This is a genomic window from Pseudomonas sp. KH_046_1, assembly GCF_057839025.1.
In genome coordinates, this window is sequence record NZ_CM174481.1 from 4802026 (window position 1) to 4822769 (window position 20744).

The window sequence follows — 20744 nt, forward strand, 5'->3', positions numbered from 1 at the left end:
GCTCCGCCAATACCCTGGTGCCCAGGCACCTGTTGCGCCTTGTCAGCGAATTCTGACTTCTTTGGCTTCGGTCCCGCGGATAACGGTGATAGCCGCGCCCTCGCCACTGCTGCGCTGTACCACGCGTTTTGGCTCCGCGACGGCGGCCACAGCCATGGCCGGCGCAACAGGCGCAACAGGCGCATCAGGCGCAACGGCCGCGGTTTTCTTCTCGAGGTTCAGCGGGTTACGCAGCGCCAGTTGCAACTTGCCTTCCGTCTGCGCCGTGACCAGGGCTTCCGCTTCAGCGGCCGACATCTCCAGCGTCACTGCGCGCACCACTACCGGTTGCGTCTTGTCGGTACCCGCAGTCTGATCCACCGCCAACACCCGCAAATTCTCGAGGATGGTCCTGGACGTGGCGCTGTTACTGCCCGAATTGGTGGTTTTGGTCGCCAGCACATCGACCCGGTTACCCGGTAACAGGAATCCGCCGACACCGACCACATCATCCACACGTACCGATATGGCGCGTTTGTCAGGAGCAATCAAAGAGGCCAGGGTGCTGCCCCCCAAGTGCTCGCTCAGACGCGCACCACGCACGATGTCACCCCGCAGAATGTCGAACGTTGCGATCTTGCCCACGGTTTTTTCGCTGGCATCGAAGGCATCGTCCGGGATCGTATCCATGGGCATGCGTACGGTCGTGACCTGCTGGGCCTCGACCATCTGCCCGAATGGAATCTCTACCGTGGCGACTACCACGCTACGAAGGTGGTCATCCGGGGTGGCATTGAGCCGCGCGCTCAGCCAGGAGTCGGCCATCCATGCAGCCCCAAGGCCCATGACCAGGGAAGCGCCTATCAGGGTAAGCGTACGAGAACTCATGTCAGTATCTCCGTATCAAAGAAAGTTGAGCTGGACGAAGTAGTTGTGCCAGGCCCATTCCAACTCTTTCGGTGACAGTGGTCCGGAACCGCCGATATAACGCTGGCGATCGAGCGCCATGTTCAGGAGATCTCGGGGATGGCAGGGCACCAGGGGCATGCCTTCACTTGCATAAAGCCTTTGCAGCACATAACGCACCAATAGCGGGTCATAGGAAATACCCAGACGCTCGCTTTCCATACGCCAGATCTTTTCGTACTCCTCGGGCTTCAGGTAACCGAATTGCAGCTTGTAGCCAATCCGGCGAAGGAAGGCCTCATCGGCCAGTTCCAAGGGATTGAGGTTGGTGGAAAACACCAGAATCAGATCGAACGGCAACTCGCAATGCCGACCGCCGCCCAGGTTGAGGAAATCGCGTTTCTCTTCCATCGGGACGATCCAGCGATTGAACAGCTCGGCGGGTGCCATGCGCTGGCGCCCCATGTCGTCGATGATGAACAGGCCATTGCTGGCCTTGAGCTGCAAGGCGGCCTGGTATTGACGGGTGAAGGGGTCATAGCGAACGTCCAGCTGCTCCATGCTCAACTCACCACCCGTGATGACGATCGGGCGTTTGCAGCGCAGCAGTCGACGGTCGATCCCTTCGTTGAGCATCAGACTGTTCTGTTGAACATTTTCATCGAGCCGCTGATGCACCTGCGGGTCATAGATCTCGATCACCGACTCATTGATGACGATGGCATGAGGGACCCAGATGGCCTCGGCGAACAGACGGATCAGTCGACTGCTGACATAAGTCTTGCCGGTACCCGCGGGGCCATAAATCATGATCGCGCGCCCGGAGTTCATCGCCACACCCAACTGATCGAGCATCTCCTCCGTGAGCACTACGCCAGCAAGGGCATTGTGCATATCGTTGGCGTTGATGCGACCATGGTGAATGGTCTGTAGTTTGATCAGGGACCGGTAAGTACTCACCGGGAAGGGGGCCGCACCGATATAGCCGCTGCGCGACAGAGCATCGCGGGCGACACTGCGACCACGTTCGGTCAGGCCATAACGCAGCATCTGCCCGCCCGTTTGACTCGCCTGGCCCAGCACTTCGACACGGCCATCTTTGCGCAGAAACGCCAGGACCTCTTCAAGTACCGCGCCGGTCAGCGCCAGGCGTTCCACCAGCCGCGACATGTCCAGCACACCGGCATCAAACAAATGCTTGCACACCAATTCGCCGAGAAAACTATCGGTCAGGCCGGTTTCGCGGATAGTGCAGGGCTGAGGAGCCAGGCGTTGCACCGCGTTCCGATCGCTGGGGTAGGCATCACTATCGACGATGACGTGCATGTCTAACCTCCGAATCCACCGGCAACTTGCCAGTAGATGCTGTTTAAAGTGCCGATCAATATTGCAATCGAATATGGGAAAGGCTTGCCGGCTACTTCATCTGAAGTTGGCGCCAGATAAGACTGCGCCCTTAAAATCAGCAAATAGCGTCCCATGGTCTGACGTAATTGACCGCGAAACAGCACGATCATTAAACCGCATACACCACCGGCTATAAGGCTGAACATTGCAGCCCACAACGCGAGCTGGAACGGTAGAAAACTGCCGACCATGGCCATCAACTTGACGTCACCGGCAGCCATGCCACCGAAGGCGTACATCGGCAGAAACAGCGCAAAACAGATCAGGATGCCCAGCAGGCTGTCACCCAATCCGCTGACACCGTCTGAATGCATTTGACCGATCAATCCCAAGGCAAGACCCACCAGGACCAGCATGTTGGGAATACGGTGGCGAAGCAGATCACTCACCACCGCCACGCCCAAAAGTCCTATCAGTAAAACCATCGAGAGCAGTTCCGTGGACATGGCATGTCTCCCTGCGGGTATTAATCGTTAGCACGCAATATTGCAGTTGGCGGCCTGGAACAGCGCAGTGATTGCGCTCCCTACACAAATTGACAAGGACAACGCGAAGTCCATTAAGAAGGTTGCCGGCGCCCTATCAGAAATAGCGGCAACCGGCTGCCCCATGGACATCGACGGTCCTCCCCGGCGGGAATTAAGCTGCTGGGACGCAGGCGGCCCCCTTGAGCGCATCGCACAGTGCCTGAATTTTGGTCTTAACCTCAGTACCAAGAACCGTGAACAATCCGACGACAAGTGCCGTAACCAACCCGCCGGCTACCGCGTATTCCACAACGGTCAGGCCATCTTCGTCCTGGATGAACTTCACTACCGAAGCCTTGATTGTTTGCATGATCATTTTGCCCACCTCACTCGAATGTTGTTTTTTCTGAGGCAGTACTTTCTGTGCTGCCTGATGCAACCCTAGTCAGGGAGCAGGCATTGGCGTTAGGAAGATTTTGCACATCGTTAGGACTTTTTTGCGGGGCGGCCAAATACGGCGTATTGGCCTTTGCAGAAGTAACGGAGGGGGTAAACAAGGCATTGAAACGCAAAGGCAATTGTCATTGATTCACAAGCGACAAGCGGTTAAACGCGGTTTGTCGAAAGCACACCAACAAACACTCGCCCGGGCTGCCTTCCAGGCAACCCATAGAGCGAATAGAACTAAAAACCGTCTTTCCTATCGGGATTAAATCTGCAAGGTGATAGCACATTGGCAATACTAGCGAAGTGAGTCACCAAGAACCCCAGAGTAGAGACATGACGTCCAACTTGACCAAAAGGCCATCGCTCCTGTGGTTCGATCTGACTCATGATCGGTCCACGAAAGAACTCGTCGCGCAGTTCGAGGGTACCTGCGACTGCAAACTGGCGAAAAACTCCGTGTTGCCCATCGCGGAACCGGCAGACATGATCTGCGTCCATTTTGATCGCCCCGACACCCCAGGTTTGAGGCTATTGCTGGAGATCAAACGCACCACCCCCAGCATCCCGATCACCATGTTCACCGTGCAGCACTCGGAGGAACTGGCCGTATGGGCCATGCGCTCCAGCGTATGGGAATACATGGTGCTCCCGCTCTCGACCACCGAGAAGAATCGTTACCTGACGGCGGTGGTGCAGCTCTGCGAGCTGCGCCGAAATGCCAACGGCCGGGGCAAGTCATCGCAGATCGACCACTCCCCGACCCTGCCGGACAGCATCCGTCGGACCTCAGGACACCAAAAACACCAGGCGCTGAGCAATGTCATGCTGTACATCGAACAGCACTTTCGAGACAGCATCGATCAGAGGGAATTGGCGCAGCGCTGCGGCATGACGACATTTCGCTTCAGCCGCCTGTTCAAGGAAGCCAATGGGCTTGGCTTCACGGATTACATCCTGGACAAGCGCATGAACTTCGCCAAAGATCTGCTCGACAATAGCCAGATGCCGATTACCAGCATCGGCTATGAGGCCGGCTTCAAGGATCCTTCCTACTTCGCCCGTGCCTTCAAGCAGTTCGCAAACTGCACGCCCAGCGAATACCGCCTGGCACGCCAAATCAAAGCGGCTGCCGCTACGCAACCGGTGCAGGATGAGAAAACCACTGAAGCGCTCGAAAGCCTGGTCCAAAGCCTCAGCAGTTGATCCGGTTTTTTACGCGCACACAAAAACGCCGCTCAATGAGCGGCGTTTTCGTTAAATATGGAGCGGGAAACGAGACTCGAACTCGCGACCCCGACCTTGGCAAGGTCGTGCTCTACCAACTGAGCTATTCCCGCAAATGGCGTCCCCTAGGGGACTCGAACCCCTGTTACCGCCGTGAAAGGGCGGTGTCCTAGGCCACTAGACGAAGGGGACACGCTACCCGGAACACATGGTGTGTGTTTCGGTGTCCAGAGCCGCATCCGAAGACTTGGTTCTGGTTTCACTCAGCCCTGCCCGAAAGCAACGCTGTTTAAAATTGGAGCGGGAAACGAGACTCGAACTCGCGACCCCGACCTTGGCAAGGTCGTGCTCTACCAACTGAGCTATTCCCGCATTGGCGTCCCCTAGGGGACTCGAACCCCTGTTACCGCCGTGAAAGGGCGGTGTCCTAGGCCACTAGACGAAGGGGACACACATACTACATTCACTCCCTGCTTCGTTTCGCTGTGTGCTTTACGCTGCAAGTGGCGCGCATTCTATGGATGGATTGAGATGTCGTCAACCCCCTGATATAAATTTATTTAAATCAATGACTTCACCCTGCTTTTGGGAGCCGTTGCGGTTTTCCGCTGCCCGGTGTTTGACGCTTATATTCTGGCACCCGCCAAGACGTTATAGTCCACCCAATGATGGCAATTTGTATGTCGAGTGCCATCATTCATAGAAACGGGGCTCCGGCCGATATAAGCACAAGCATGTCCGATCCAACCCGTCGTGCGGGCCTGGTTGCTCAAATGCCAAGCCACCAGACTCGCATGCGTAACCTATAAAGAGGTCTTACCGGTGACGCCACTCATGATCACCCTGCTAGTCGTAGCCGGGATCGCCCTGTTGATCGCCATTGGCTACATGAACCATGTGGTGGAAAACAACAAGCTGGAAAAGGCCCGTACCAAGATCGAGCTCAACGATCGCCTGCGACGCTGCGGCGAAATCACCGAGACGTTCCCCGGCCAGCTGATGACCCCGGCAATCAAGCTACTGTTGGCCCGCCTGGAACTGAACGTCTGCCAGCGCCTGCTTAACCTGGAAAAATCCAGCGCCAACCTCAAGGCACGGATCGCCGAACTGGAGGCCCTTGTCGGCCAGGGTGAATCCATCCCGGTCAACAATCCGCCTGCACCGATCCAGACCGAAGCCAAGGCCAAGGATGTCCGCTTCCTGCTCGAAGCCCTGCACGGCCAGATTACCCGCGCGGCACAGGACGGCTTCTTGCCGCCCAACGAAGCCAAGCGCTGGATTCGTGAGGTGCGCCACATCCTCGTGCTGCTGCACATCGAGTTCTTCAACAACCTTGGCCAGCATTCCCTGCAACAGAACCAGCCCGGACAGGCCCGCCTGGCATTCGAACGCGGCGTGCAATACCTGCGCAAACAGCAGGAACCACAGGTCTACGCCGAGCAACTGGAGTACCTGGAAAAACTCCTGGCCCGCGCCAACGACCAGGTCATGGATCGCATCGCGCCGGTCGAAGGCGAGGTCAACCCGTTGACCGAAGGCCTCAAAGACGTCGAGGCCGATGCGGACTGGAAAAAGAAAGCGATCTACGACTGATCAGCGAAAACACAAAAGCCACCGAGAGGTGGCTTTTGTAGGGCCGGGCCGATGATCATTTCAAAGCCTGAAATGCCCCACCATCCCCTTCAACTCAACCCCCAGTTGCGCCAACTGAATACTGGATGCTGCATTGCCCTGCATCGCCAGCGATGACTGATCGGCACTGGCGCGAATACTGGTGACACTGCGGTTGATCTCCTCGGCCACCGAGCTCTGTTCCTCGGCCGCCGCGGCGATCTGCTGGTTCATCTGCTGGATCAAGGATACCGCCGCCGCAATGCTTCCCAGCGCACTCTCGGTCTGCAAGGCATCGCTGACCGCCAGCTTCACCAACTCGCCACTGCTCTGGATCTGCTGCACCGACGACTGCGCCGCCGAGCGCAAAGCGCTGACCAGGCGTTCGATTTCCTCAGTCGATTGCTGGGTTCGCTTGGCCAACGCACGCACTTCATCGGCCACCACGGCAAAGCCCCTGCCCTGCTCGCCGGCCCGGGCCGCCTCGATCGCCGCGTTCAATGCCAGCAGGTTGGTCTGCTCCGCCACGCTTTTGATCACACTCAACACTGTGCCGATGTTCTGGATTTCCGCACTCAGGCTTTCGATGCTCGAACTGGCCGAGGTGGCCGAATCCGCCAATTGCTCGATCCGCGCCATGCTCTGGCGCACCACCTGCTGACCGCTTTCAACCTTGCCGTCAGCCGTTTGCGCGGCCAGGGCCGCTTCTTCCGCATTGCGCGCGACATCATGCACCGTGGCCGTCATCTGATTCATTGCGGTGGCGACCTGTTCGGTTTCCTCTTTCTGCGTGCTGACTTCGAGGTTGGTCTGTTCAGTCACCGTCGACAGCGATTGGGCGGAAGTCGCCAACTGCTCGATACCCGACTGCAAGCCGCTGACAATATGACTGAGCCCCGCGCCCATTTGCTGCATTGCCTGCATCAGCTGACCGATTTCGTCACGGCGGGTCACGTCAATGGTCGCACTCAAATCCCCCGAGGCAATCTGCTGCGCCACCTGAATCACACGGCGCAGCGGTGCCACGATCAACCGGGTGATGAACCACGCGGCAACCAGCCCGACCAGCAGGGCCAAGGCGGAAGAGCCAATGATCAGCAGCGAGTTCTTTTTCAGTTCAGCCTGCATCGCCTGGTCTTGCGCGACATAAGCCTGATCCACCCGCTCGACCACTTGGGATGCGCGCTGGTGTAATTGTTGATAGACGGTTTTTTCCTGTTCCAGCAGGCCGGTGTACTCGGCGAGCTTGTCACTGAAACTGGCGATATGGCCCGTCACCTCATTGAGGACGGTCTGGTAACCCTCATCCTTGACCGTGGTCTTGAGCTGCTCGGCCTGGGCCAATGCCTGGCTCGCCTGTTCGATCTTGCCCTGCCCGGCGCTGTCGTCGCCTTTGCGACTTTGATCCAGACGCACGCGTGCTTCATTCATGGCTTGCAGCATCAAGCGTGAAACCTGGCTGACCTGGCTGGCCTGCTCGATGAATTGCGCACCGTCCTTGCCTTCGGAATCCTTCAGCGTATAGGCGCCGTCATCGGCGAGTCCGGATTGCAATACATCAAGATTATTGGCCACGCTGGACACCGACCAACTGGCCATTTCCAGCGCCAGGTCCTTGGCCTGGGTGAGCGAGACAAACTCGTCGAAGGCCTTGCGATAGGCCCCCAGGGACTGTTCGACATCATTCATCACCGGCACGTTGGCCGCAGACGCGGCCTTGAGCTGGCCGGCCAGAGCGATCAGGCCATCGACGCCCTCGTGCAGGGCATCGACGGTTTTCGGATTGCCGTGCAAGGCGTACTCCCGCTCCAGTAGCCGCACCTTGAGCAAACCGCTGTTGAGCGATGACATTTGCTTGAGCCCGTCGAAGCGCTGGCTGATGGTTTGCAGGGACCAGACACCAATCCCCGCCACCAGTGCAGTCAACAACAGCACCAGGACAAACCCGACACCCAGTTTTTTCGCCATACCGAGGTTGGCAAAACGTCCTTGCACGGCCGAATTCATTGCACTTAGTCCCCTGCCAAAGTCTGTAGTCGCAGATTCGCAACGGGCCAGTAGCAACACAAGGCTCTGGCGCCTGAATAATGGCAAAAAGCTACATCAACGTCGTTTTCAGAACGCTTGAGGTCGATCCCGGGCGGTGGCCTGAAAGAGCGCACGGGCACGCGGGTCGCAGGCATAGGCCACGTTGATACGCTGCCAGTCACTGGCCTCACCCGAGGGGTTGAAGGCGGTCTTCGACGACAGCAGTACACCCAGACGCCGTGCCTGGGTCCGCACCTTATCGAAGTCAGACATTCGTGATCGCGCCCAGATGAACAGGCCTCCCGTCGGCTTGCCGAAAACCTCCCATTCGGCATCTTCGAGCAATTGCAACACCGCCAGCCGGCCGCTGCTCAAGCGTTGGCGCTGACGCTGCACCAGGTTGCCGTAGGCACCGTTAGCCAACAGGCACGCCAGCACCGACTCGCAAAATCGTGAGGCGCCCATGCCACTGATCATCTTGACCTCGGCCAGACGCGTAATGACTTCGGAACCGGCCACCACGAAACCGACCCGCAAGGAACTGCTGAGGGTCTTGGAATAGCTGCCCACGTAGATCACGTTGTCGTCCAGCGCAGCCAGTCGCATACCGGAACCGCTGTGCAAGTCCGCATAAACGTCGTCTTCGATCACCTGCACGCCAAAGGTCCTGGCCAGTTGCAGCAAGCGGCGCGCCACCACCGGTGCAAGGCTGCTGCCGGTCGGGTTGTGATAGAAGCTATTGATGAACAGCCCTTGAGGCCGGTGTTTGACCAGCACCGATTCGAGCACTTCAACGTTCGGCCCGCGTGGTGTTCGCGGCACCTCGACCATGTGGATGCCGTGCAGCCTGAGCAGATCGAACAGCACCGGATAACCGGGACTCTCCACGACTACACAGTCACCGGCCTTGAACAGTGTCCGCACAACCAGGTCGAGTCCCTGACTGGCCCCCGCCGTGGTCATGATCCGGCTGTCCTGCACCGGGATATCCAGTTGCCTGAGGCGCTTGAGTATCTGTTGTCGCAAGGCTGGCAATCCCAGCGGCGTGCTGTAGTTGAACAGGCTGGCCGTATCGGTACGACTGACTTGCCGAATCGCGTAAATCAGATCGTCGGTCTCGCGCCAGCTTTCAGGCAGCCCGCCACAGCCCAGCCTCAATTCACTCGAAAAAGGCCCGCACTCAGGCTCAGCCCCCTCGAACCACGCAGGCTCATGCTTTGCGCCCGCGGCCAATGCCGGGTCGGCAACCGTATAGCCGGCCCCATGGCCGGACACCAGCATCCCCTGCGTCACCAGGCGTTCACAGGCCTGAGCGACACTTAACTGACTGAGCAAATTGATCCGCGCGATCTGTCGCACCGAAGGCAGGCGCGTACCGGGCAATACCCCGCTGGAATGAAGCCAGCAGGTCAGCGCGTCAACAATTTGCTGTACGACGGGCACCAGCGCCTGTCGGTCGATTCTCAATTCCATGAGCAAGCAAACTCCTGTTGATTTTGCGAGAAGCAGTTAATCACAGGAGTGTTCGAAAACATGTGCGACAACGCCGCCAAAATCCTTTGTTCTAATCATTTGAAACACATTGCATGGCCCTTTAACGGAACCCCAAAAAAAGTGGGAGCGGGCTTGCTCGCGAAAGCAGTGTGTCAGGCAACAGTGATATCGACTGACACGACGCCTTCGCGAGCAAGTCGGATCGCCGCACCGCCGCTCCCACAGGTGCCGTGTGTACTCGTAAATCCGTGTGGCGCTTTTTAGAACGCAGTAACGCCGCCATCCACCGCCAGCGAATGGCCGGTCGTGAACGCCGCCCCATCGCTACACAGGTACAGCACCGCGCTGGCGATCTCTTCGACCTTGCCGATGCGACCGACCGGATGCATGGCGTTGGCGAACTCGCCTTTTTTCGGGTCGGCTTCATAAGCGCGGCGGAACATATCCGTGTCGATCACCGCCGGGCACACTGCGTTGACCCGGATCTTCTTCTTGGCGTATTCAATGGCCGCCGACTTGGTCAGGCCGATCACCGCATGCTTGGAGGCTGCGTAGATGCTCATTTTCGGCGCTGCCCCGAGGCCGGCCACCGATGCCGTATTGACGATCGCGCCGCCCCCTTGCGCCAACAGCAGCGGCAACTGGTATTTCATGCACAGCCAGACGCCTTTGACGTTGACGCCCATGATCGCGTCGAACTCGTCGAGCGTACCTTCGGCCAATTTGCCTTTCTCGATTTCAATGCCGGCATTGTTGAAGGCATAGTCGAGGCGACCGTAAGTATTGATCACCTCCTCCATCAGATTTTTTACATCGCTTTCCAGGGTAACGTTGCAGCGCACGAAGGTCGCTTCACCACCGGCGGTACGAATCAGCGCCACCGTGCCCTCGCCGCCCGCCACGTCCATATCGGCCACCACGACCTTCAGGCCCTCGGCGGCAAATGCCTCGGCGGTCGCGCGGCCAATACCGGCCGCCCCGCCTGTCACCACGACCACCTGGCCGGAAAACGTCATGCTCATTGTTATGTCCTCGAAAAGAAGAATGCGGGGAATCGCGTAGGGCCAGTCTAGCCATGGAGGTCTTGAACACGGCAGCACTATCAAGGCTCCGGTTGGGTGCCCATGAGTTGCAGTGATGGAACTGCCGTACCAACTATCACTGCACTGGATCAACCTGCATTCGCCGCATCAGCCGAACTTGCGACATCGTCGCTGACCGGCTATCAACAAAGCTTCATTCATCTTGAGTGCCTGCCATGACCTCCCAGACCAATCGCCAATTCCTGCTCGCCAAACGTCCGGTTGGCGCGGCGACCCGTGAGACATTCACCTACCAGGAAGTACCGGTCGGCGAGCCGGCGGCGGGTCAGATCCTGGTTCAAAACGAATACCTGTCCCTGGACCCGGCCATGCGCGGCTGGATGAACGAGGGCAAGTCCTACATCCCGCCGGTCGGGCTCAGCGAAGTGATGCGCGCCTTGGGTGTGGGCAAAGTCATTGCCTCGAACAACCCGGGGTTCGCGGTCGGGGATTACGTCAATGGCGCCCTGGGCGTGCAGGATTTTTTCCTCGGCGAGCCGCGAGGCTTCTACAAGGTCGATCCGAAACTGGCACCGCTTCCACGTTACTTGTCCGCACTGGGGATGACCGGGATGACGGCGTACTTCGCCCTGCTCGACGTCGGCGCTCCGAAGGCCGGTGACACCGTGGTGCTGTCGGGCGCGGCTGGCGCCGTGGGCAGCATTGCCGGGCAGATCGCCAAGATCAAAGGCTGCCGGGTGGTCGGCATCGCAGGCGGCGCCGACAAGTGCAAGTTCCTGATCGATGAACTGGGCTTCGATGGCGCTATCGACTACAAGAGCGAAGACGTCCTCGCTGGCCTCAAGCGCGAGTGCCCGAAAGGCGTCGACGTGTATTTCGATAACGTGGGTGGCGATATTCTCGACGCGGTGTTGAGCCGCCTGAACATGAAGGCGCGGGTGGTGATTTGCGGTGCCATCAGCCAGTACAACAACAAGGAAGCGGTCAAGGGGCCGGCCAACTACCTGTCACTACTGGTCAACCGTGCGCGCATGGAAGGATTTGTGGTGATGGACTACGCCGCCCAATACGCCAGCGCCGCCCAGGAAATGGCCGGCTGGATCGCCAAGGGGCAGCTCAAGAGCAAGGAAGACATCGTCGAAGGACTGGAGACTTTCCCGGAGACGTTGATGAAATTGTTCAGCGGCGAGAATTTCGGGAAGTTGGTGTTGAAGGTTTGACTCAACAGTTGAAGTGACCACAAAACCACTGTGGGAGCGAGCTTGCTCGCGATAGCGGAGTGTCAGGCGCCATTGACGTCACTGACCCTCCCTCATCGCGAGCAAGCTCGCTCCCACAGGTTTAGCGGTGTTTAAGCGAGTTCAGCCACAACCGAAGCCAACGCCTTCGCTGGATCCGCCGCCTGGCTGATCGGACGGCCGATCACCAGATAGTCGGAACCTGCATCCAGCGCCTGACGTGGCGTCAGAATGCGGCGCTGATCGTCCTGGGCGCTGCCCGCCGGACGAATCCCCGGGGTCACCAGTTGCAGCGACGGATGCGCCGCTTTCAGCGCCTGGGCTTCCAGGGCCGAGCACACCAGGCCGTCCATCCCGGCTTTTTCCGCCAGGGCGGCCAGGCGCAGAACCTGCTCCTGGGGCTCGATGTCCAGACCGATGCCCGCCAGGTCTTCACGCTCCATGCTGGTCAGCACGGTCACGCCGATCAGCAACGGCTTGGGACCGGTGCGCTGATCCAGCACTTCACGGCACGCAGCCATCATGCGCAGGCCGCCGGAGCAATGCACGTTGACCATCCACACGCCCATTTCCGCAGCCGCCTTGACGGCCATCGCGGTGGTGTTCGGGATGTCGTGGAACTTGAGGTCCAGGAACACTTCGAAACCCTTGTCGCGCAGGGTACCAACGATTTCCGAAGCGCAGCTGGTGAACAGCTCCTTGCCGACTTTGACCCGGCACAGCTTCGGGTCCAACTGATCGGCCAACTTCAGTGCGGCGTCACGGGTAGGGAAATCCAGGGCGACGATGATAGGAGTCTGGCAGGCGGACATGAGTGGGCTCTCAGGCAAGTCGAAATCGGCGCGCATTGTAGCGGAACCAGCGCCGCTGCGGGACCCGATGATCGGTAAATCGTCGCGACGGCTCCGGCAAGACTAGTCCTTGAGGCGATTGTGTCGAATTCCCCAAGCAGAATACAAATCTCAGGGCCGACGATCTTCAACCCGTGCCTGGGTGGTGCTCCAGTCGATCAACAGGCTGTAGGCCACCGCCAGCAATGTCGGGCCAATGAACAGGCCGATGAAACCAAAGGCAATCAACCCGCCAAACACCCCAAGCAGCACGATGACCAACGGCAGATTACCGCCACGGCTGATCAGGTACGGCTTGAGCACGTTGTCGACACCGCTGATGACGAATGTGCCCCAGATCCCGAGGAATATGGCCATCCCGTACTCGCCTTTCCAGGCCAGCCACGCGGTCGCCGGAATCCACACCAGTGGCGGGCCCATCGGGATCAGGCTGAGCATGAACGTCACGATGCCGAGCACCAACGCTCCCGGTACGCCGGCGATCAGGAACCCGATCAGCGCCAGGATCGCCTGGGCCGCCGCGGTGCCGATCACACCGTTCACCACCCGCTGTACCGTGCCCGCCACCAGTTCAATGTAGTAGCCGGCCCGCTGACCGATCAGCCGCTCCAGCAATGTGTGTACAAACGCCGCCAGACGCGGCCCGTCACGATAGAAAAAGAACACGAAGACGATGCTCAGGGTCAGTTCGAGAATACCGCCGCCGATCTGCGCGCTACGCGCCAGCAACCAGTTACCCACCTGCCCCAGATAAGGCTTGAGCGACACCATCATCGCCGCGCCCTGCTCATCGATGCTGTTCCAGATGCCTACCAGCCGCTCGCCCACAAAGGGAATCGAACCCAGCCAGACCGGTGCTTCGGGCAGCCCCTCGACCTGCGCATCCTTGATGAATGCGGTGGCATCGCGCACATGATCGGCGAGGTTGAAACCCAGCCACACCAGCGGTGCCGCTACCAGCACCATCCAGCCCAGCGTCAGCAATGCCGCCGCCAGCGACTCGCGGCCATTGAGCCAACGGGTCAGCAAGCGCATCAGCGGCCAACTGGCAAATGCCAGGACCGCGCCCCAGAACATCGCCGACCAGAACGGCGCCATCACCCAGAAGCTCGCGCCGAACAACACCACGAGCAGGATCTGCACCAACAGGCGATCGTTATTGATCATCAAAAGTCTCGAAAAAGTCAGTCAGCAAAAGAGTAGGCGAACGCAGCTTGCACGCTCGCCCGGTACAGCCTAGCGCAATAGCTCGATGTGCAGACCAGAGCCTTCGGCACTGCCGGTTTCCATCCGCGCGGCACGCACGCCCTGGGCAATCAGTGCCTGACGCCAGGCTTCGGCGTTCGCTCCGGAAATGCTGACCCGCAAGGTGGTGTCCAGATTCAGTCCGCGAGAAATCAGGCGTAGCCAGGTCTCGTCAGGTGCGCTGTTCAACGTGGGAAAATCGAGTTCACCGGTGCTCTTGAGTTCACGCAGCAAGGTCGCGGAGGTCGGCAACAACTCGCCCAGCGGTGACGAAGCGTCGAACTGCTCGACATGCAAGTAGGCTTTGCGATTACCCCGGGTGATGCTGTACAGCGCGACGAGCGTGTTGTCCCGTGGAGCGGCAAGTCGCAGCAGCAAATAGGCTTGTTGATCGTCGGCGCCGTACAGCTTGGCGTTGCCGAAGACTTCATTGGCCCAGAGGCTGCTTTCGCCGCAATCGCGCGCCTGGCACCAAAAGAGCAACCCGGCGCCCTGCTGTTGCAAAGCCTCGCGGGCAGCAGTGAACGCCTGGATGGATGAATGCTCCGGTGGCAACTCGTAGGTCACCGAAGTGACGTTGCCGCGGGCACTGACCTGACCGTCGAAACGTAACTGGCCACTGATTTTACGGATCGAGCCCAACGGGTAGATCCGCTCCAGTTCGGCGGCGGGGCGATAGTCGACAATCTGGGCGTCGACCATGCGCGGCACTATCGGCAGATCCTGACTGCCCGGAACATCGGCGGCGAACAACAAGGGACTGAAACTGCCCAGCACCAGCAAACTGAATGAACGCATGGATAGACTCATCGGATCAGCATGGCCTGGGCGCCCTTGATGACACTGGCTTCATCGGCGCGTTGCGGTACTTGCAGACCACGCTGCACCGCCGGCCGGGCCTCCATGGTCGCCATCCAGCGTTGCAACGCCGTCAAGCCCTCCACCGAGACGCCCGACCACTCGTAGCCGCGCACCCAGGGAAATGTGGCGATGTCGGCAATGCTGTACTGATCGGCGAGGAACTCCACGCTTTGCAACCGCGTGTCGAGCACTTCGTAGAGGCGACGGGTTTCATGCTGATAGCGGTCGATGGCGCCCTGGAGCTTTTCCGGAAAGTAGCGGAAGAACACGTTGGCCTGACCCTGCATCGGGCCGATCCCGCCCATCTGGAACATCAGCCACTGCAATACCAGCGAACGGCCCTTCGGATCGGAAGGCATCAGTTTGCCGGTCTGTTCAGCGAGGTAAATCAAGATGGCGCCGGATTCGAACACGGCGAAATCGCCATTGGCACGATCGACAATCGCCGGAATCCGGCCATTGGGGTTGATCTTGAGGAAGTCCGTGGACTTCTGTTCCTTCTTGTCGAAACTCAGGGCATGCACCGTGTAGGGCAGGCCGAGTTCCTCGAGCACGATAGAGACCTTGTGGCCATTCGGGGTCGCAGCGGTGTAGAGATCTATCATGGTTGTCTCCCATTTCAACCCGCCAAGCCTCGACAGTTGCCCGGCGCAAGTCAAGGAATGGCGAAAAACCGATTGAAACAGTCTGCGACAAGCTCGGCACCGGACTCGTCATTCAGGTGCAAATGGTGGCCGCCTGGCAGCTGTTCCCGGCTAAAGGGTAGACGCTCCAGCAATTCCGGGTGTTTGGCGAGCATGCCGTCGGCGGCAACCACCAGTGTTGCAGGACACTTGATCCGCTGGACGAAGGCCATTGCCTGTTCGGTGGTAAGACGCAGCGGCGATGGCAGCGTGAGGCGATTGTCGGTGCGCCAGGTGTAACCGCCCGGCACCGGCATCAGGCCACGCTGAGCCAGCAGTTCAGCGGCCTCGCGGCTGACCGCCACCAGGCCCTTCATGCGCGCTTCGATGGCACGGTCGAGGGTGTCGTAGACCGGTTTGCGCTTTTCCCGCAAATCCAGTTGCGCCTGCAGGGCCATGCCCATGCGCTCGGCAGCGTTTTCACCTTTGTCTGTAGGAGGAATGATGCCGTCGATCAACGCCAGGTGGGTGACCCGCTCAGGCATTGACCCGGCGATGATCAGCGAAGCGATGGCACCCATCGAATGCCCCATCAACGCAAATTTGCGCAGTCCAAGCTGTTCGGCGACTTGCAGCACATCGTGGGCATAGTCCCACATGGCGTAGCCGGCTCCCGGCGGGCGATGCCCGGAATGACCGTGACCGGCCATGTCCAGCGCGATGATGCGCAAGCCTTTGAGTTTGGGCGCCAGACGGGCAAAGCTGTTGGCGTTGTCCAGCCAGCCATGCAGGGCAATCACCGGCAATCCGTCTTCAGGACCGAACAGGTGCGCCGCCAGTTCGATGTGCGGCAGGTTCAGGCGGACCTCTTCGACGACGTGGTTCATGCGCAATCCTGTTGTCGACGGCCGTCCCAGCGGTAGAACAGGCCTTTGAGCATGTCAGCGGTATCAAGGGGACGTTCGAGCGGAAACATGTGGCCGCCAGGCATGGTCAACGACTCGCCCAGCGGCAGGCGGTCGACCGAACTGGCGTGATGGCGCATCACCACGCGGCTGTTGTGCCCGCGTACCACCGCCAGCGGCACTTGCAACTGCCGGGTGCTGCCCGGGCTGGTGTGCGGCACGCCACGGTAGATGCTGATTTCCGTGGCCGGGTCGAACCGCAGGCGCAGCTTGTCGCCGACCTGGTGCAAGCCATGTTGCAGGTAGGCATCGAAGCATTCCGGGTCGAAGCCGCGGAACAGGGTTTTACCGGCGAAATACTTCCGGGCGCTTTCCAGGTCGGCGAATTCTTCACGGCGACCCAGGGTACGACCGGCCGGGGTCAAGCGGTCGATAAAACCGAAGCGTTTGGCCGCCCGTATGACCCATTGGTCGGTTCGGCTCAGCACTGGCGAGTCGAGCATCACCACCCCGCGATACAACTCGGGGCAGCGCAAGGCCGCATGCAGGTGCAGCACGCCACCGAAGGAGTGACCGACGCCCCACACGGGCTCGGCCTGTTGTTGCAGGTGATGGATCAGTTCATCCACCAGGTTGTACCAGTTGTCGTCCGCCGGGAAACGCGGGTCGTGGGCGTGCTGCTCCAGATGCGTCACCTGAAACTCGGGTGCCAGCGCCGCAAACAACTTGCCGTAGGTCCCCGAAGGAAAACCATTGGCGTGGGCGAAAAAGATCTGTTGCGACATACCTGCAAATCCATGAGCGAAACAAAGGCTGATTGTCCGCAAAGAAACATCTTGCAGCAATGACCGTAACTGCCAGGAATGATGACAGACCCGCCTTGGCTATGACGCCATTGCGGGCGCCACCTGTTATTTCTGACAGTTGACTGCCAACCAGCATCAAGTGGATAAGAAGGGCTGTCCCGCCGAGTCATGGGCAAACTCGCGATGATCCACGCCAACACTCCGGCCATCCAGGTATTTGACCCTCGCGGGCGGAGCGTGCGCGGTGTGGCGTATCACCGGCGTGAGAGCGCGTCGGTACCGGAGCCTTGCATCACCCAGCAAGAATATGACGGCGCCGGTCGCGCTGTTCTGAGTCGTGATCCACGCCTGTTCCGTTTGCAGCAAGACGGCCAGACGGCAGCCAATCAGCAAAACGTTTTCAGTCTGTCGGGCGCTGTCGTGCTTTCGCAAAATAGCGACGCCGGCTGGCGTCTGGGATTGCTCGGGGCGCACGGGCAACGTGTTGAAGGCTGGGATCAGAAGCTCAGCCAGAGCCACGTGGACTATGACCCTCAGTGCCGCCCGGTGGCTGCGTTCGAGCGCACGTGGCAAGGGCCGGAACGCTGCGTCGCACGATTCACTTATGCCGATACCGACGGCGATGTCGGCCATAACCTGCGCGGTCAGGTGATTCGGCACGACGACACCGCCGGCACCCTGCTCTTCACCGGGTTCAGTCTGAACGCTACGCCGTTGCAGCACGGCCGCACCTTCATCGCCGACCCACAATGGCTGGTGGACTGGCCCGAGTCAGAGCCTGAACGCGACGCCTTGCTGGAGAACGGACCAGCCATCACTCGCCTTCATTGCAACGCCGCCAGCGAGCCCGTCAGCCAGACCGATGCATTGGGCAACCGACAGACGTTCATTCATACCTGTGCAGGCGAACTGCGCGAAATCCGCGTGACCCTTACCGGACAGGCCGATGAAACGGCATTGGTCCGGGACATCCAGTACAACGCCTTCGGCCAGATCGAACAACAACGTGCGGGAAACGGCGTTGTTTCATGCGCGACTTATCGGCCCGACGACGGCCGACTGAAACACCTGAAAACCTTTGTGCCAGGGCAACCGGCGTTGCAAGACCTGACCTACGAATACGACGCTGTGGGCAATGTCACCTGCATCACCGACGCCGCTGAAGCGACTCACTTTCACCGCAACCAGCGCATCGAGCCGGTTAATCGCTACCGCTACGACAGCCTCTCCCGCCTGATCGAGGCCAGTGGCCGGCAATTGCGCAACGCGCCGGGTGGGCCACAGTTACCGGATTTCCAGCCCACCCCTGATCCCGGACAACTGGAAAATTACACGCGTTTCTACACCTACGATGAAGCCGGCAACCTGAAGATCATGCAGCATCAGGCTGACAGCACCAGCCGTACCGAACGCACGGCTGTCGCCCGGCTGAGTAATCGAAGCCTGCCCGAAACGCCCGATGGCGAGCTGCCCGACGAAGAGGAAATTGCAGTCGGTTACGACCTGAACGGCAACCGTACCGCGCTACAACCGGGACAAACCCTGCAATGGGATCTGCGCAACCAACTGCGGCAGGTCGACCAGGTGGTTCGTGAAGAGGAACCGGACGATTGCGAGTTTTATGTGTACGACGGCAGTGGCCTGCGTCAGCGAAAAATCCGGCAGACCTACACCGGCACATTGATCCGCACCCACGAAACCCGTTACTTGCCGGGCGTGGAAATGCGCACCTCTGCCGATGAGACCTTGCACGTTGTGACGATCAAGGCAGGACGCAGCACGGTGCAAATCCTGCACTGGCAGACTGAACCGCCAGCCGGCATTTCCCGATACCAGCATCGCTACAGTTTTTCCGATCATTTGGGCTCCAGCGCCCTGGAGCTGGACGAAGCGGCCTTGCTCATCTCCCGGGAAAGTTACTACCCCTACGGCGGAACCTGCTGGTGGGCCGGGCGCAATAAACTCGAAGCCAGCTACAAGACGCTGCGCTATTCAGGCCAGGAACGGGATGCCACCGGGTTGTACTACTACGGGTTGCGCTACTACGTACCCTGGTGCCAACGCTGGCTGAACGCGGACCCGGCGGGAGTTGCCGATGGGTTGAATCTGTTTGCCATGGTGCATGGCAATCCGATGGGACACGTGGACTTTCAGGGGCTGGTCACTGTAGGTGAAGTGTTTAACGCAGCTGGCGCAACGCTTGCGCGTGATGGGCTGAGTGCCTTGGCAGGTGGAACGGTCAAGTATTTTGTGGCACAGGCACTGACGCAATGGGCAACACCGTCTGACGACGCAGACAGTCAAGCCGTAGACCCCGGCGTCAACCTCGCTTTGACCGTAGCAGGCTCAGTGGTGGGTACTTTGGCCGGCGGATCGATGGGGATGGGTGCAGGCAGCAATATCGTCTCCCGCTACAGCAACAACCGTACCGCGCAAAGGATCGGGGCGGGTATTGGCGGATTGTTGGGTGCTGCAGCGGGAGCAGCGGCTCCACTCTATTCATACTTGAGCAATCCTGGGGCATTGAATGCGGTAGCCATCAGCGTCATTAGCAGTGTGCCAGCGGGGCTGACAAGGGAAACCGGGCAACGAGTCTCCGCAGAGCTTGGCCCCAGGCTCACCCTCGCCCCGTCCGGCGTGGCTACTACCCTGCGCGCAGGCGTCTACGGGGTGTTGCTGTTTAGCGGCGGCGCCATTCAAGCAGAGCTCCCGGCTGTGGCCGCTGTAGCCGTCAGTGCGATCGTCGAAGGTCTCGATGGAGCGTCTATCGTCGGCATCAACGCATTGCGTGGAGGTACCTACGCATCAGGTACCAACCAACTATCCATGCCACATTTCTGGGAGCTGATGTATGGCTGGTCTACGCGTACAGCCGGCTCAGGCTTGACCTCCTCACTGAGGCTCATGTTCAACCCGCTGAACAGTGCGATTGAAAACGCCAATGTGCGGATGGGCCTCGTTGCAGTAATGGCAACGCCTACCGAAGCCAGAACGTATCTGGGGCAGCATGTGCAGCGCGGCACTGCCGCGCTGTTCAGATACGACGATGCGAACTTCACCCTGGACCACTTCACCCAACCGAACAGGGAGTGGACGGACATGCCCCCTAGCAACGGCATTCCAATGATAGCGTTCAATCCCCGTGCTTCGAGCCCGCCTTAACGAGCCGGTGGTGCCTCACCCAACGGCACCACCGCCATGGTCAGCCGCGACACGCAACTGGCCTTGCCCTCATCGCTGGTCAGGCGAATGTCCCAGACATGGGTCGTGCGGCCGATGTGGATCGGCTTGGCCACCGCCGTCACCCGTCCGCTGCGCAGGCCGCGCAAATGGTTGGCGTTGATTTCCAGGCCCACGCAATAGAATTTGCTGGCATCGATGCACAGGTAGCTGGCCATCGAGCCGACCGATTCGGCCAGCACCACCGAGGCACCGCCATGCAGCAAGCCGTAAGGCTGGTGGGTGCGGTGATCGATGACCATGCTGGCGGTCAGGGACTCGTCGTCAAAAGCTTCGAAACGGATGTCCAGCAGTTCGCCAATGGTGTTTTTCTGGATTGCGTTCAACTGCTCGATGTTCGGGGTGGTGCGCCACAGGCTCATCGCAGGG

Annotated in this window: 18 protein-coding genes, 4 tRNA genes and 1 pseudogene; 4 read left to right on the forward strand and 19 right to left on the reverse strand. The window is 59.6% G+C overall.

Features of this window, described 5'->3' with window-relative positions; translation table 11 throughout:
- Positions 1–42 precede the first annotated feature (42 nt).
- The 4 genes from cpaB to AC3IT9_RS21970 all read right to left on the reverse strand — a co-directional run bounded on the left by cpaB (position 43) and on the right by AC3IT9_RS21970 (position 3135).
- Complete coding sequence (gene cpaB / locus AC3IT9_RS21955) at positions 43–867, reverse strand: Flp pilus assembly protein CpaB (RefSeq protein ID WP_489271018.1); 825 nt, start codon at positions 865–867, stop codon at positions 43–45.
- 15 nt (positions 868–882) lie between these two features.
- Complete coding sequence (locus AC3IT9_RS21960) at positions 883–2211, reverse strand: ATP-binding protein (protein WP_489271019.1); 1329 nt, start codon at positions 2209–2211, stop codon at positions 883–885.
- Between the two features lie 2 nt (positions 2212–2213).
- Positions 2214–2738, reverse strand: a complete 525-nt coding sequence (locus AC3IT9_RS21965; protein WP_489271020.1) for an A24 family peptidase — start codon at positions 2736–2738, stop codon at positions 2214–2216.
- A 193-nt stretch (positions 2739–2931) separates the two neighbouring features.
- Positions 2932–3135, reverse strand: a complete 204-nt coding sequence (locus AC3IT9_RS21970; RefSeq protein ID WP_008003669.1) for a Flp family type IVb pilin — start codon at positions 3133–3135, stop codon at positions 2932–2934.
- A 404-nt stretch (positions 3136–3539) separates the two neighbouring features.
- Here AC3IT9_RS21970 and AC3IT9_RS21975 point away from each other — a divergent pair, with 404 nt between their 5' ends.
- The gene (locus tag AC3IT9_RS21975; protein WP_151214641.1) at positions 3540–4409 is read left to right on the forward strand and encodes an AraC family transcriptional regulator; all 870 of its coding nucleotides are present in this window, start codon (positions 3540–3542) and stop codon (positions 4407–4409) included.
- Positions 4410–4467: 58 nt separating this feature from the next.
- On the opposite strand, the gene AC3IT9_RS21980 is transcribed toward AC3IT9_RS21975, so the two are convergent.
- From AC3IT9_RS21980 to AC3IT9_RS21995, 4 genes are all read right to left on the reverse strand, one after another.
- Positions 4468–4543 (reverse strand) — tRNA-Gly (locus AC3IT9_RS21980).
- 3 nt (positions 4544–4546) lie between these two features.
- Positions 4547–4622 (reverse strand) — tRNA-Glu (locus AC3IT9_RS21985).
- 104 nt (positions 4623–4726) lie between these two features.
- Positions 4727–4802, reverse strand: a tRNA-Gly gene (locus AC3IT9_RS21990).
- A gap of 2 nt (positions 4803–4804) precedes the next feature.
- Positions 4805–4880: transfer RNA gene (locus AC3IT9_RS21995), tRNA-Glu, on the reverse strand.
- A gap of 384 nt (positions 4881–5264) precedes the next feature.
- Here AC3IT9_RS21995 and AC3IT9_RS22000 point away from each other — a divergent pair.
- On the forward strand, positions 5265–6023 hold the full coding sequence (locus AC3IT9_RS22000) for a hypothetical protein (RefSeq protein ID WP_191629447.1): 759 nt from the start codon (positions 5265–5267) through the stop codon (positions 6021–6023).
- 60 nt (positions 6024–6083) lie between these two features.
- On the opposite strand, the gene AC3IT9_RS22005 is transcribed toward AC3IT9_RS22000, so the two are convergent.
- The 4 genes and pseudogenes from AC3IT9_RS22005 to AC3IT9_RS22020 form a co-directional block, all read right to left on the reverse strand.
- The gene (locus AC3IT9_RS22005) at positions 6084–6965 is read right to left on the reverse strand and encodes a methyl-accepting chemotaxis protein (protein WP_412070973.1); all 882 of its coding nucleotides are present in this window, start codon (positions 6963–6965) and stop codon (positions 6084–6086) included.
- Positions 6945–8048: pseudogene (locus AC3IT9_RS22010) on the reverse strand (HAMP domain-containing protein); the annotation flags it as partial. The pseudogene AC3IT9_RS22010 and the gene AC3IT9_RS22005, both read right to left, overlap by 21 nt.
- Positions 8049–8156: 108 nt before the next feature.
- Positions 8157–9542, reverse strand: coding sequence for an aminotransferase-like domain-containing protein (locus tag AC3IT9_RS22015; protein WP_489271021.1), 1386 nt, complete (start codon positions 9540–9542; stop codon positions 8157–8159).
- A 281-nt stretch (positions 9543–9823) separates the two neighbouring features.
- Entirely contained in the window at positions 9824–10585 is a 762-nt protein-coding gene (locus AC3IT9_RS22020; RefSeq protein ID WP_353741444.1) for an SDR family oxidoreductase, read from the reverse strand.
- Positions 10586–10821: 236 nt separating this feature from the next.
- Between AC3IT9_RS22020 and AC3IT9_RS22025 the strand changes: the two genes are divergently transcribed.
- The gene (locus tag AC3IT9_RS22025; RefSeq protein WP_489271022.1) at positions 10822–11826 is read left to right on the forward strand and encodes an NADP-dependent oxidoreductase; all 1005 of its coding nucleotides are present in this window, start codon (positions 10822–10824) and stop codon (positions 11824–11826) included.
- Between the two features lie 131 nt (positions 11827–11957).
- On the opposite strand, the gene pyrF is transcribed toward AC3IT9_RS22025, so the two are convergent.
- The 6 genes from pyrF to AC3IT9_RS22055 form a co-directional block, all read right to left on the reverse strand.
- The gene (pyrF, locus tag AC3IT9_RS22030; RefSeq protein WP_008016546.1) at positions 11958–12656 is read right to left on the reverse strand and encodes an orotidine-5'-phosphate decarboxylase; all 699 of its coding nucleotides are present in this window, start codon (positions 12654–12656) and stop codon (positions 11958–11960) included.
- A 150-nt stretch (positions 12657–12806) separates the two neighbouring features.
- Complete coding sequence (locus AC3IT9_RS22035; protein WP_489271023.1) at positions 12807–13862, reverse strand: AI-2E family transporter; 1056 nt, start codon at positions 13860–13862, stop codon at positions 12807–12809.
- Between the two features lie 69 nt (positions 13863–13931).
- Complete coding sequence (locus AC3IT9_RS22040; RefSeq protein WP_489271024.1) at positions 13932–14738, reverse strand: DUF4892 domain-containing protein; 807 nt, start codon at positions 14736–14738, stop codon at positions 13932–13934.
- 8 nt (positions 14739–14746) lie between these two features.
- Complete coding sequence (locus AC3IT9_RS22045) at positions 14747–15406, reverse strand: glutathione S-transferase family protein (protein WP_423504096.1); 660 nt, start codon at positions 15404–15406, stop codon at positions 14747–14749.
- 50 nt (positions 15407–15456) lie between these two features.
- Positions 15457–16311, reverse strand: coding sequence for an alpha/beta hydrolase (locus tag AC3IT9_RS22050; RefSeq protein WP_489271025.1), 855 nt, complete (start codon positions 16309–16311; stop codon positions 15457–15459).
- A complete protein-coding gene (locus tag AC3IT9_RS22055; protein ID WP_489271026.1) occupies positions 16308–17114 on the reverse strand; it encodes an alpha/beta fold hydrolase in 807 nt (268 codons plus the stop codon). Before AC3IT9_RS22055 ends, AC3IT9_RS22050 begins: the two co-directional genes overlap by 4 nt.
- Before the next feature lie 189 nt (positions 17115–17303).
- On the opposite strand from AC3IT9_RS22055, the gene AC3IT9_RS22060 reads away from it, so the two are divergent.
- A complete protein-coding gene (locus AC3IT9_RS22060) occupies positions 17304–20297 on the forward strand; it encodes an RHS repeat domain-containing protein (protein WP_489271027.1) in 2994 nt (997 codons plus the stop codon).
- Here AC3IT9_RS22060 and AC3IT9_RS22065 read toward each other — a convergent pair.
- The gene (locus tag AC3IT9_RS22065) at positions 20294–20737 is read right to left on the reverse strand and encodes a hotdog fold thioesterase (RefSeq protein ID WP_489271028.1); all 444 of its coding nucleotides are present in this window, start codon (positions 20735–20737) and stop codon (positions 20294–20296) included. The genes AC3IT9_RS22060 and AC3IT9_RS22065 overlap by 4 nt on opposite strands.
- Positions 20738–20744 lie beyond the last annotated feature (7 nt).

Excerpts from the sequence above, each read along its gene's own strand:
- pyrF (WP_008016546.1), bottom strand. The coding sequence starts at position 12,656 with ATGTCCGCCTGCCAGACTCCTATCATCGTCGCCCTGGATTTCCCTACC.
- cpaB (WP_489271018.1), bottom strand. The coding sequence starts at position 867 with ATGAGTTCTCGTACGCTTACCCTGATAGGCGCTTCCCTGGTCATGGGC.
- AC3IT9_RS22015 (WP_489271021.1), bottom strand. The coding sequence starts at position 9,542 with ATGGAATTGAGAATCGACCGACAGGCGCTGGTGCCCGTCGTACAGCAA.
- AC3IT9_RS22000 (WP_191629447.1), top strand. The coding sequence starts at position 5,265 with ATGATCACCCTGCTAGTCGTAGCCGGGATCGCCCTGTTGATCGCCATT.
- AC3IT9_RS22065 (WP_489271028.1), bottom strand. The coding sequence starts at position 20,737 with ATGAGCCTGTGGCGCACCACCCCGAACATCGAGCAGTTGAACGCAATC.
- AC3IT9_RS22060 (WP_489271027.1), top strand. The coding sequence starts at position 17,304 with ATGGGCAAACTCGCGATGATCCACGCCAACACTCCGGCCATCCAGGTA.
- AC3IT9_RS22050 (WP_489271025.1), bottom strand. The coding sequence starts at position 16,311 with ATGAACCACGTCGTCGAAGAGGTCCGCCTGAACCTGCCGCACATCGAA.
- AC3IT9_RS22045 (WP_423504096.1), bottom strand. The coding sequence starts at position 15,406 with ATGATAGATCTCTACACCGCTGCGACCCCGAATGGCCACAAGGTCTCT.
- AC3IT9_RS21970 (WP_008003669.1), bottom strand. The coding sequence starts at position 3,135 with ATGATCATGCAAACAATCAAGGCTTCGGTAGTGAAGTTCATCCAGGAC.
- AC3IT9_RS22020 (WP_353741444.1), bottom strand. The coding sequence starts at position 10,585 with ATGAGCATGACGTTTTCCGGCCAGGTGGTCGTGGTGACAGGCGGGGCG.
- AC3IT9_RS22035 (WP_489271023.1), bottom strand. The coding sequence starts at position 13,862 with ATGATCAATAACGATCGCCTGTTGGTGCAGATCCTGCTCGTGGTGTTG.
- AC3IT9_RS22005 (WP_412070973.1), bottom strand. The coding sequence starts at position 6,965 with ATGCAGGCAATGCAGCAAATGGGCGCGGGGCTCAGTCATATTGTCAGC.
- AC3IT9_RS21960 (WP_489271019.1), bottom strand. The coding sequence starts at position 2,211 with ATGCACGTCATCGTCGATAGTGATGCCTACCCCAGCGATCGGAACGCG.
- AC3IT9_RS22055 (WP_489271026.1), bottom strand. The coding sequence starts at position 17,114 with ATGTCGCAACAGATCTTTTTCGCCCACGCCAATGGTTTTCCTTCGGGG.
- AC3IT9_RS21975 (WP_151214641.1), top strand. The coding sequence starts at position 3,540 with ATGACGTCCAACTTGACCAAAAGGCCATCGCTCCTGTGGTTCGATCTG.
- AC3IT9_RS22025 (WP_489271022.1), top strand. The coding sequence starts at position 10,822 with ATGACCTCCCAGACCAATCGCCAATTCCTGCTCGCCAAACGTCCGGTT.
- AC3IT9_RS22040 (WP_489271024.1), bottom strand. The coding sequence starts at position 14,738 with ATGCGTTCATTCAGTTTGCTGGTGCTGGGCAGTTTCAGTCCCTTGTTG.
- AC3IT9_RS21965 (WP_489271020.1), bottom strand. The coding sequence starts at position 2,738 with ATGTCCACGGAACTGCTCTCGATGGTTTTACTGATAGGACTTTTGGGC.